Annotated in this window: 9 protein-coding genes; all 9 read left to right on the top strand. The window is 63.7% G+C overall.

The annotated features are described in order from the left end of the window. The first annotated feature begins 7 nt into the window (after positions 1-7). The 9 genes from CKV91_RS00495 to aspA all read left to right on the top strand — a co-directional run bounded on the left by CKV91_RS00495 (position 8) and on the right by aspA (position 11,226). Positions 8-859 (top strand): NADH-quinone oxidoreductase subunit J, encoded by an 852-nt coding sequence (locus CKV91_RS00495; RefSeq protein WP_036956918.1) that lies wholly within the window; start codon positions 8-10, stop codon positions 857-859. Then, positions 856-1,155 (top strand): NADH-quinone oxidoreductase subunit NuoK, encoded by a 300-nt coding sequence (gene nuoK, locus CKV91_RS00490; protein WP_021104196.1) that lies wholly within the window; start codon positions 856-858, stop codon positions 1,153-1,155. Before CKV91_RS00495 ends, nuoK begins: the two co-directional genes overlap by 4 nt. 74 nt (positions 1,156-1,229) lie before the next feature. Continuing rightward, the gene (gene nuoL / locus CKV91_RS00485; protein ID WP_065860569.1) at positions 1,230-3,074 is read left to right on the top strand and encodes an NADH-quinone oxidoreductase subunit L; all 1,845 of its coding nucleotides are present in this window, start codon (positions 1,230-1,232) and stop codon (positions 3,072-3,074) included. Positions 3,075-3,087: 13 nt separating this feature from the next. Further along, positions 3,088-4,599, top strand: coding sequence for an NADH-quinone oxidoreductase subunit M (locus CKV91_RS00480; protein ID WP_065860423.1), 1,512 nt, complete (start codon positions 3,088-3,090; stop codon positions 4,597-4,599). Next, entirely contained in the window at positions 4,599-6,209 is a 1,611-nt protein-coding gene (gene nuoN / locus CKV91_RS00475; RefSeq protein ID WP_065860570.1) for an NADH-quinone oxidoreductase subunit NuoN, read from the top strand. The genes CKV91_RS00480 and nuoN overlap by 1 nt, the downstream gene beginning before the upstream one ends. Before the next feature lie 236 nt (positions 6,210-6,445). After that, complete coding sequence (locus CKV91_RS00470; RefSeq protein ID WP_065860424.1) at positions 6,446-7,420, top strand: polyprenyl synthetase family protein; 975 nt, start codon at positions 6,446-6,448, stop codon at positions 7,418-7,420. 99 nt (positions 7,421-7,519) lie between these two features. Continuing rightward, complete coding sequence (gene cobF / locus CKV91_RS00465; protein WP_021104201.1) at positions 7,520-8,314, top strand: precorrin-6A synthase (deacetylating); 795 nt, start codon at positions 7,520-7,522, stop codon at positions 8,312-8,314. A gap of 242 nt (positions 8,315-8,556) precedes the next feature. After that, positions 8,557-9,426 carry an HpcH/HpaI aldolase/citrate lyase family protein gene (locus CKV91_RS00460; protein ID WP_231933764.1) on the top strand — a complete coding sequence of 290 codons (870 nt, stop codon included), beginning with the start codon at positions 8,557-8,559 and terminating at the stop codon, positions 9,424-9,426. A gap of 306 nt (positions 9,427-9,732) precedes the next feature. Beyond that, entirely contained in the window at positions 9,733-11,226 is a 1,494-nt protein-coding gene (gene aspA / locus CKV91_RS00455; protein ID WP_065860425.1) for an aspartate ammonia-lyase, read from the top strand. Positions 11,227-11,228 lie beyond the last annotated feature (2 nt).

Below are 11,228 nucleotides of genomic sequence, written 5' to 3'. Positions count from 1 at the left end.
ATTGACGATGGCCCTCACGCCGTGCACCGTGGCCGTGCCCATGGTGACGGCGTCGCACTGGGCCTTCTGGACGCTCGCACCCATCATGGTGCTGGCCGCGCTCGGTATGGTCGTGGCCAGGAAGCCGGTGCACTCGGCACTGTTCCTGGCCGTCATCATGATCAGCCTCGCCGTGCAGTATGCCAGCATGCAGGCACCCTTCCTCTTCGTGGTGCAGATCATCGTCTACACCGGTGCGATCCTCATGCTGTTCCTCTTCGTCGTGATGCTCGTCGGCGTCGACACCTCGGAATCGTTGGCCGACACCCTGCGTTCCCACCGCGTGGCGTCGACCATCGCCGCCATCGGCATCGGTGCCATGCTCGTCGTTGCCGTGGGACATGCCGTGACGGTGGGCAACATCGGTACCGACGCCGCAGTCGGTCTGGAGAAGGCCAATGCGGCCCACGGCGACAACGTCCACTCGCTGGCCGTGCTCATCTTCACCCAGTACGTCATCCCCTTCGAGGCGACCTCGGCGCTGCTCATCACCGCTGCGCTCGGCACGATGGTGCTGGCCCACGGCGAGCGTCTGCACCGCAAGAAGGGGCAGCCGGAGCGCATGTCCGATCGTATGGATGCCTACCTCAACGACGGCGCCCAGCTGGCTTCCCACCCGGCCCCGGGCGTGTACGCCCGAAGCAATGAGATCGGTGCCCCCGCCCTGCTGCCCGATGGCACGGTGGCCCAGGCCTCGGTCTCCGAGGCCCTGGCCAGCCGTGGCGGCATCATTGACGCCGGTGAGCTCAAGGCTCCCACGGCCAGCGCATTCGCCACGATCAGTGCCTCTCGTCGTGAGGTCGAAGGAGAGCTGGAATGAACCCGAACTACTACCTGATCCTCTCGGCGATCCTCTTCGCCTTCGGGGTGCTGGGCTTCCTGCTGCGTCGCAACGCGATCCTGTCGCTGATGTCCGTGGAGCTCATGCTCAATGCTGCGAACTTGGTGCTCGTGACGTTCTCGCACGTCCACGGTGCCCTTGACGGCCAGATCGGGGCGTTCTTCGTCATGATCGTGGCTGCTGCCGAGGTGACGGTCGGCCTGGCCATCATCGTCACCATCTACCGATCTCGTCGCTCGACCTCGGTCGACGACGTCAACCTACTGAAGTACTGAGGAGTGTCGGCGTGTACTTGTTGGAAACCGTTGCTCCGGTGCCGGCCGATGGTCTGTTCAGCCTTGCCTGGCTGATGATCGCCGTGCCGCTGGTCATCGCCGGGCTCCTGCTCGTGCTGGGCAGGCGCTCCGACGCCTGGGGGCACGTCCTCGCGACCCTGGCCCTCATCTTCTCGTTCGTCGTCGGGCTGGTGCTCTTCATCCAGCTGCTGGGGCGTGACGAGGGCCGGCGTGCCGTGTCCGTCCCGGTCTACTCGCTCATCGACACGGGCGCCTGGGACCTCAAGGTGGGCCTGCTCGTCGATCAGCTGTCGATCCTCTTCGTCCTGCTGGTCACGTTCGTGGGATCCCTCATTCACATCTACTCGATCGGTTACATGGCGCAGGATCCCGACCGCCGTCGGTTCTTCGCCTACCTCAACCTCTTCATCGCCTCGATGCTGACGTTGGTGCTGGCCGACAACTACCTTCTCGTCTTCTTCGGATGGGAGGGCGTGGGGCTGTGCTCCTACCTGCTCATCGGCTTCTGGTTCCAGAAGCCGAGCGCAGCGGCTGCCGGCAACAAGGCCTTCATCATGAACCGCATCGGTGACCTCGGCATGGTCATGGCGATGTTCACCTTCCTGGCCCAGCTGGGGACGCTGAACTTCGCCGAGGTGAGTGCCAAGGCTTCGAGCCTGTCAAGTGGGTACGCCACCCTGCTGGGCTTCCTCCTGCTGCTGGCTGCCTGTGGAAAGTCTGCCCAGGTGCCGTTGCAGGCCTGGCTCATGGATGCCATGGAGGGCCCGACCCCGGTGTCGGCGCTCATCCACGCGGCGACGATGGTCACTGCCGGCGTCTACCTCGTGGTGCGGTCACACGCCGTCTACGCACAGACCGAGGCAGCCTCCCTGGCCGTGGCGATCGTCGGCACTGTCACCCTGCTGTTCGGCGCCTGGATCGGTTCGGCGCACAAGGACATCAAGCGTGTCCTCGCCGGTTCGACCATGTCGCAGATCGGCTACATGATGCTTGCCGCGGGTCTGGGACCGGCCGGTGCCGCGCTGGCCATCTTCCACCTGCTCACCCACGGGGCCTTCAAGGCCAACATGTTCCTCGGCTCCGGGTCGGTGATGCATGGCATGGGTGAGGACACGGACATGTACCACTTCGGTGCCCTGCGCAAGGCCATGCCGATCACCTTCTGGACGTTCGCCTGTGGTTACCTCGCCATCATCGGCTTCCCGGGCTTCGCCGGATTCTTCTCCAAGGACCCGATCATCGAGGCCGCGTGGGAACGTGGTTGGGCATTCGGCCTGCTCGCCCTCGTCGGTGCCGGGATCACCGCGTTCTACATGACCCGACTCATGGTGCTCACCTTCGGAGGCGAGAAGCGCTGGAGGAGTGACGTTCACCCGCACGAGTCGCCCAGCACGATGACGATCCCGCTCATCGTCCTGGCCATCCTCTCGGTGGTCGCTGGATTCGCCATGAACGGGTGGATCGCTGGCTGGCTCGCCCCTGCCACGGGTGCTGAGGTGCCCGAGGGCGGTGTGTTCCACTGGAGCCTCATCGGCATCATCAACCTCGTCGTCGTGGCCGTGGGCATCCTGCTCGGATGGTTCCTCAACCGAGCCAGGGTTCCCGGCGAGGAGCCGGCAACCAGCAATCCGTTCGCGCTGGCCAGCCGTCACTACCTCTACGGTGATGCCATCAACAATGCCGTCGTCATTCAGCCGGCTCGTGGCATCGGTCGCGGTGTCGGGCTCTTTGACAAGGGCATCATCGATGGGCTGGTCATGGGCGGCAGCGCCGTCGTGGCTGCCTGTTCCCAGGGGCTGCGCAAACTGCAGAACGGTGCCGTGCGTACCTATGGCCTGACGATGGCGTACGGCGTCATCATCGTGTGCCTCGTCGTGATCCTCGGTCGGATGGCCTGAGGGAGGAGATGAGATGAGTTTCCCGATCCTGACGATCCTGGCCCTGCTGCCCCTCATCGGCGGTGCCATCGTCCTTGGTGTCAAGGGCCGCAGCGGACGTGCCACCGGCTTGGTGATCTCAATCGTCACCGCCGTGCTGGGCGTCATCGCGTTCATCGCAGCTGCCAACGGCACCGACGTCTCCGAGAACTACCACTGGATCAAGGCCATCGGTGCCTGGTACGCGCTCAGCTCCGACGGGCTGGGCATGACCCTGGTGCTCATGACGGTGATCCTGGTCCCCGTGGTCCTGCTGGCCGAGTGGAACATTGGTGAGAAGAAGCCCAGCGACGGCACCCAGACCTGGGGAGCCAACGTCTTCTCCGGGCTCGCCCTCATGACCGAGGGATTGGCGATCTACTGCTTCACCGCGGTCGACGTCCTGTTCTTCTACCTCATCTTCGAGGCCTCGCTGGTGCCGATGTACTTCCTCATCTCCGGATGGGGCGGTGCGCGACGCCGCAGGGCAGCCATCAAGTTCCTCATCTACTCCCTGGCTGGCGGTCTCGTCATGCTCTTCGGCGTCATCGGCGTCGGGGTGCACGGCAACAGCTTCCTCCTCGGCGAACTGGTGAAGGTGAACTTCGACGGGTCGATCGGCAAGTTTCTCTTCGTGGCCTTCTTCATCGCCTTCGCGATCAAGGCCCCGATGGTCCCGGTGCACACCTGGCTGCCCGATGCCGCCGAGCAGGCGACGCCCGGTGCCTCCACCCTGCTGGTGGGTCTGCTGGACAAGATCGGCACCCTCGGAATGATCCGCATCTGCCTGGGCCTGTTCCCGCAGGCCTCGCAGTGGGCCACCCCGTTCGTCCTCGTGCTCGCCGTCATCTCGGTGCTCTGGGGTGCGACGATGGCCGTCACCTCCAAGGACCTCATGAGGTTGGTGTCGTACACCTCGGTGAGCCACTTCGGGTTCATGATCATCGGCATCTTCGCCGTGACGACGACCTCGCTCACCGGATCGATCTTCTACATGTTCAACCACGGCTTCTCCACCGCAGCGCTGTTCCTGGTGCTCGGATTCCTGGTGAAGCGTCGTGGATCGGCCCAGGTCGACGCCTTCGGTGGCGTGCAGAAGACGGCCCCCGTGCTCGCCGGAATGTTCCTTTTCGCAGGTTTGGCGACGATGTCCCTGCCCGGTATCTCGAACTTCATCGGCGAGTTCATGGTGTTGGCCGGGGCATGGTCCAGGCATCCGGTGTACGTCGCGGTGGCCACCCTGGGCATGGTGCTCGGTGCGGTCTACATCCTCCTCACCTACAAGAGGACGATGACCGGCCCGCTCACCCAGGCCACCAAGGAGCACGTCACCACGGACCTCACTGGTTTGGAGAAGGCTGCGCTGACACCATTGGTGATCCTGCTGCTGGTCTTCGGTTTCTTCCCACGACCCATGCTGCACGTAATTGAACCCGTGGCCCACCAGACCATGTCGATCGTCGGCGTGACTGATCCGGCTCCGGCTGCTGAGGAGGGTGTGAAGTGATTTCCCCTACCATGACCGGCGCTGTGACGGCGTCCCCACTGGTGCTTCCGGCACCGCAGATCGAGTGGTCGAACCTGGTCGCGATCTTCGTACTCTTCGGTGGTGCTGCCCTGTCGGTGTTGCTGGAGGCGCTGGTACCGCGTCGGGCCCGTCGCACTGTGCAGATTGCCCTCACCATACTGGTGCTCATCGCCGCGCTCGTCGCGGTGATCGTGCCGTGGAGCAGGGGAGACCACCTGCTGGCTGGCGAGAGTGCGCTCGCCCTTGACGGTCCAACCTGTGCCACGTGGTCGATGCTCATGGTGTTCGGGCTGGGAACGGTGCTGCTCTTCGCCGAGCGTATGGGTGGGGCTCAGACCTCATTCGTCGCCAATGCCTCATCGGTGCCCGGTTCCGCCCTGGAACGTGAGTCCGAGGAGGCTCGTCGTGAGCACACCGAGGTCTTCCCGCTGCTGCTGTTCTGCCTGTTCGGCATGATGCTCTTCGCTGCGAGCAATGACCTCATCCTCATGTTCGTCGCCCTGGAGATCTTCTCCCTGCCGCTCTACCTGCTCACCGGCCTGTCCCGGCGACGCCGCCTGGTGTCCCAGGAGGCCTCGGTGAAGTACTTCCTGCTCGGGGCCCTGAGCTCGGCGATCTTCCTGTACGGCATCGCCTTGGTCTATGGGGCGGCTGGTTCGTTCCAGTTGGGCATCATCGCCCAGGCGAGCATGACCCAGATCAGTGGATCCAAGATCTTTGCGGCCGGCATGATCCTGTTGGCCGTCGGACTGCTGTTCAAGGTGGGTGCCGTTCCGTTCCACAACTGGACCCCGGACGTCTACACCGGTGCCCCGTCCCCGGTGACGGCCTTCATGTCGATCGCCACGAAGATGGTGGCCGTCCTCGGGCTCATGCGCGTCATGTACGTCGCCCTGGGTGCCATGCGGTGGGACTGGCAGCTCCTGCTCGCCGTGGTTGCGGTGGCCTCCATGGCGGTTGGCGCCATTGTCGGTCTCTCCCAGACCGACATGAAGCGCATGCTCGCCTACTCCTCGATCGCCCACGCCGGGTTCATCATGGTCGGCGTCGTCGGGGCCTACACCCTGCAGACCGGGCAGCGCCCCGACCAGACTGGTTCGGTCTCCTCGGTGCTCATCTACCTGGCCGGCTATGGTCTGGCGACCATCGGATTCTTCATGGTCATCCTCATGGTGCGCAAGGCTGGTGGCGAGTCCACCGAGATCGACTCCTGGGCAGGTCTGGGACGCCGTCACCCGATGCTGGGTGCCCTCATCGTGCTCTTCATGCTGAGCTTCGCGGGTATCCCGGCCACTGCCGGGTTCACGGGCAAACTGTTCGTGTTCCTTGCCGGTTGGCGCGGCGGGTACGCCTGGCTGGTGCTGCTCGGTGTGATCTTCTCGCTGGTGGCCGCCTACTTCTACCTGCACGTCATCTACGTCGTCTTCTTCAAGACGCCGGGCGAGCAGGCGCAGGACGTCGAGGTCGGTGACCCGAGCGTCGGCGGCTGGATCGTCCTGGTCGTCTGCGCCCTGGGCACCCTGATCCTGGGTCTGTACCCCCAGCCGATCATCGAGATGGTCAACCACGCGAGCGTCTTCCTCCGCTGACGTCCCACGCGAGCACAGGGCCGATACGGATCAGAGGTCGATACGGATACAGGGCTCGATATGAATACAGGGGCCGGAGCCTTCGGGCTCTGGCCCCTGTCTTGTGCCTTGCAACGGGCATTCCCGGCAACCGTTGAGTGTACGCGGGGCCCGCTGAGGGATTAGGCTAGAAGAACCGGCGTCCACCGACGTCACCCCGACTACACCCGCTGGGTCTCCCGGCGACGAGGAGTACCGTGTCGCAGAACGTGAGTAACGAGTTCACCGACAACGTCACCGCGAAGCTCGCACTGGTCGAGGAGGAGCTGTCTCGGCAGGCAGGCGCTGACACCCCGTTCGTCACCGAGGCCGCCAACCACATCATCTCCGCTGGGGGCAAACGTTTTCGCCCGTTGCTGGTGACGCTGTGTTCCCAGTTCGGCAAGACCGTGGCCGACGTCGATCTGGTACGTGCCGCCGTCGTCATGGAACTCACCCATGTGGCCTCCCTCTACCACGACGACGTCATGGACGAGGCCTCGATACGCCGGGGTGCGGAGTCGGCCAACTCCCGCTGGGGCAACTCGGTGGCCATCATGGTCGGAGACTTCCTCTTCGCTCGGGCCTCCGAGACGGTCGCCAAACTTGGCACCGAGTACGTCGCCCTGCAGGCACGGACCTTCTCCCGGCTCGTCCAGGGACAGATTGCCGAGACCCGCGGCCCCCAGCCCGACGAGGACCCATTGGAACACTATCTGCAGGTGGTGTCCGACAAGACCGCCTCGCTCATCTCGGCCGCTGCCGTCTTCGGGGCCATGGTCTCCGACGCCTCGGCCGAGATCGTCGAGTCACTGCGTGAGTTCGGCGAACAGATCGGTTCGGTGTTCCAGCTCTCCGACGACATCATCGACATCACGTCGACACGGACCGGCAAGACACCGGGCACCGATCTGCGTGAGGGGGTTGCCACCCTGCCCACACTCATGCTGCAGGCCTCCACCGACCCGGCGGACGACGAGCTCAAGGATCTGTTGACGGCCGACCTCATGGACCAGCACAACCTCGACCGTGCCCTGGCAGGGTTGCGTGCCAGTCACGTCATCGACGAGGCTCGAGCTGTGGTGCAGCGGCGTGCCGATCTCGCCCGTGGCCATCTTGCCATCCTTCCCGCAGGCGATGCCCGTACGGCGTTGGAGACCCTGTGCGACGAGGTGGTTTCCCGGTCGTCCTGAACCCGGACCTTGCCAGTCTGCGTCCCATCTCCTCGCCGTGACCGCTCCAGCGTCTGCCCTCTGACAGCTCATCGTTCTTCCGACACCAAGGAGTTTCTCGTGGCCCGTCATCTCGATCTCATCGGCATTGGTCCCGGCAATCCGGACTGGATCACCCTGGCTGCCGTCAAGGCCATCCAGTCATTGGACGTGCTCTTCGTCGTCCTCAAGGAGCGTGAGGTCGACGACCTCGTCGAGTTTCGACGAGAGGTGCTCAGGCGGCACCGCCCGGACGCCGAGGATCCCTCGGCGCCGCACCCGCTGCGCCTTGTCGAACTGCAGGACCCACCTCGTCCCTGGCAGTCCACCCCGGACTATCCCAAGGCTGTCGCCACGTGGCGTGCCCAGCGCCTTGGGCAGTGGACCCAAGCCGTCGAAGGAGCTCTGGAGGACGGGCAACGGGGCGGATTCCTCGTGTGGGGAGATCCCAGCCTGTTCGAGTCGACCCTGGCCATCGTCAACCGGCTCATCGCCGAGGTGGACTCCCGCGGCGGTGTGCCGATCGAGCTCAACGTCATCCCAGGCATCTCCAGCTCCCTGTCGTTGGCCACCCGTCACCAGATCGCCCTCAATCGGCAGGGCAGGGCCGTGCAGATCAGTCCGGCTCGTCTGCTTGAGGAGGGCATGCCCGAGGGTGTGGACGACGTCGTCGTCATGCTGGATGGCAAGCAGACCTTCAGCCTCATCGACCCCACTGGTCTCGACATCTACTGGGCGGCCTACATCGGCAGCCCCGACGAGATCCTCATCAGTGGGCCGTTGGCGGACGTCAAGGATGAGATCCTGCGGGTGCGCGCTCAGGCCAAGGAGGAGCACGGTTGGCTCTTCGACACCTACCTGCTGCGACGCCGCTGAGCGATTGACCGGGCGCCGCCACTTCCGGCGGCTTTTGCAGGAAGAACCCACCACGGCAGAACGTGGTCTGGGGGGCGATGGGCTCTCCCGAGTCCCAGGAGGACGGGCTCTCCAGCCCTTGCCTGCTCCGATGACTCGTCATCGCAGAGCGCACCGTGTCATGCGGTCGACTACTCGTCATGCTCCCGGCACACGTGATGTGCACTCCAGCTCCGGGCCGGGGATGCGGCACAATGAGAACCATGGATCCTGTGTTGCGTCCCCGTCGTTCCGTCCTCTTCATGCCCGGTGCCAACCAGCGCGCGTTGGAGAAGGCCAAGTCACTGCCATGTGACGGCATCATCATCGATCTGGAGGACGCCGTTGCCCCCGATGCGAAGGTGACTGCCCGCAGCAATGCCGTGGCAGCCGTCGAGAGTCGCAGTTACGGCTATCGTGAAGTCGTCGTGCGCGTCAACGGCATGGACACCCCGTGGTACGCCGATGACCTTGCCGCCGCCGTTGCCGCCCGGCCGGACGGCATCGCCGTACCCAAGGTGAGTTCCGCCGATCAGGTACGCCGCATCGCAGCAGACCTGGACGCTGCCGGCGCTGACCCGCAGCTCGCCATCTGGGCCATGATCGAGACCCCGCAGGCCGTTCTGGACGCCCGTGAGATCGCCCAGGCCTCCGAACGGCTGGCCGTGCTCGTCATGGGTACCAATGACCTCGTCAAGGAGCTGCACTCGCGACACGTGCCTGGGCGTGCCCCCCTGACGACTGCCCTGCAGCTGTGCGTCCTGGCTGCCCGTGCCGCCGACGTCATCATTCTGGACGGCGTCTACAACGACGTGCGAGGCGCGGAGGGATTCGCTGCCCAGGTGAACGAGGCCGTCCTCATGGGATTCGACGGCAAGACCCTCATCCACCCTTCCCAGGTGGCACCTGCCAACGACGGGTTCGCCCCCAGCCCGGCCGAGGTCGAGGACGCACGTGCCCTCATCGCAGCGTGGCAGGAGGGCAATGGGGGAGTGGCCACATATCGCGGCCGGATGATCGAGCAGCTGCACGTTGACGAAGCCGAGCGAGCCCTGGCCATGGCCGACGCCATTGCCGGACGTGATCAGGGGTAGGAGCTTCGTCTCTCAGCTGTACGACAACGAGTACACGGGTTGTACGTCACACATTTCGTGTTGCGTGCAGCTCGTGTTTCTTGGCTGCCCCCCGGCAGGGGCGTACTGCTGATCGGAGGCGAATCTCCGGGATCCATACAACATATCAAAGTCGTCTTGGACAATCCACACCACGGGCCTCATGTTTCCTTGTCGGCTACTCCCACAGTTCTCGCTCCGTCTTTGATCCTCGTCAGGAATTACTTAGGCTTGGCTCTGGTTTCAATAAACCTGAATCCTGTGTTTCACCGATGAGAGGACGAGAAGTTGAAGACTGGAGCTAATCGGGTCGAAGTCGATCTACTAGGGGAAAGGGAAGTCCCGGCAGAGAAGTACTACGGAGTGCATACTCTGCGTGCTCTGGAGAATTTCCAAATTTCTTCAGGATGCATGAACAATGAGCCCGAATTCATCCGGGGAATGGTTCAGGTAAAAAAGGCTGCTGCCTTGGCAAACCGCGAATTGCGCGTTCTCTCCGAAGATGTTGCCGACGCAATTGTTGCCTCCTGTGATGCGATTCTCGAGGAGGGGCGCTGCATGGACCAGTTCCCTCTCGACTTCTTCCAGGGCGGTGCTGGCACCTCCGTCAACATGAACACCAATGAGGTTGTGGCCAATCTCGCGCTGGAGCTGTTGGGGTATAAGAAGGGACGTTATGACCTGATTCATCCCAATGATCATGTCAATAAATCACAGTCGACGAATGACTCCTACCCGACTGGTTTCCGGCTGGCAGTCTTTGCGCTGCTCAAGGAGCTTTCCCAGGCCATTGAGAACCTTGCTGCAGCCTTCGAGGCCAAGGGCAAGGAGTTCTCCCACGTGCTCAAGATGGGCCGTACCCAGCTCCAGGACGCCGTACCGATGAGCCTGGGAGATGAGTTCATCGCCTATGCGACGACTCTGCGTCATGAGGTCGAGCGCATCGCCGTCGCCGGTGAGCTGCTGCTCAAGGTCAACCTTGGTGGTACTGCCATCGGCACCGGCATCAACACCCCGGAAGGTTACGCGGCCACGGCATGCCGCAAGCTCGCCGAGGTGACTGGCTACGAGATCGAACCGGCCGATGACCTCATCGAGTCCTCGTCGGACAACGGTGCCTACATCACCGTGCACTCCGCCATCAAGCGAGCTGCCGCCAAACTGTCGAAGATCTGCAACGACCTTCGTCTGCTGTCGTCCGGGCCGCGGGCAGGGCTCAACGAGATCAATCTTCCCGAGATGCAGGCTGGATCCTCGATCATGCCGGCGAAGGTGAATCCGGTGATCCCCGAGGTCGTCAACCAGGTCTGCTTCAAGGTCTTCGGCAACGACGTCACGGTGACGTTCGCCGCCGAGGCTGGCCAGCTCGAACTCAACGTCATGGAGCCGGCACTGGCCCAGTCGTTGTTCGAGTCGATCCATCTGCTCACGCGAGCCTGCGACACGCTGCGTACTCGTTGTGTCGACGGTATCACCGCCAATGAGGAGCGCTGCCGCGACAGCGTCATGAACTCCATCGGGATCGTCACCTACCTCAACGACGTCATCGGTCACCACAACGGTGACCTCGTTGGTCGGGAGGCGGCGCGCAGTGGCCGTTCCGTGCGTGACGTCGTCATCGACATGGGACTGCTGACGTCTGAGCAGTTGGACAAGATCATGACTCCACAGAGCTTCCGTCACCCCGTCTACACCGGGCGTCGTTATGAGCCCGGTGAGAGGGAGCTGCCGGAGAGGACCGGAGCAGAAGCCAGTCCTGGCGCGGCGGAAGGCCAAGAGTGACT

Origin of the sequence: Cutibacterium granulosum (assembly GCF_900186975.1) — a bacterium.
In the GTDB taxonomy this organism is placed as follows: domain Bacteria; phylum Actinomycetota; class Actinomycetes; order Propionibacteriales; family Propionibacteriaceae; genus Cutibacterium; species Cutibacterium granulosum.
The sequence above is the reverse complement of the archived record's forward strand: the minus strand, read 5'-3'. Positions and strand labels throughout refer to the sequence as shown.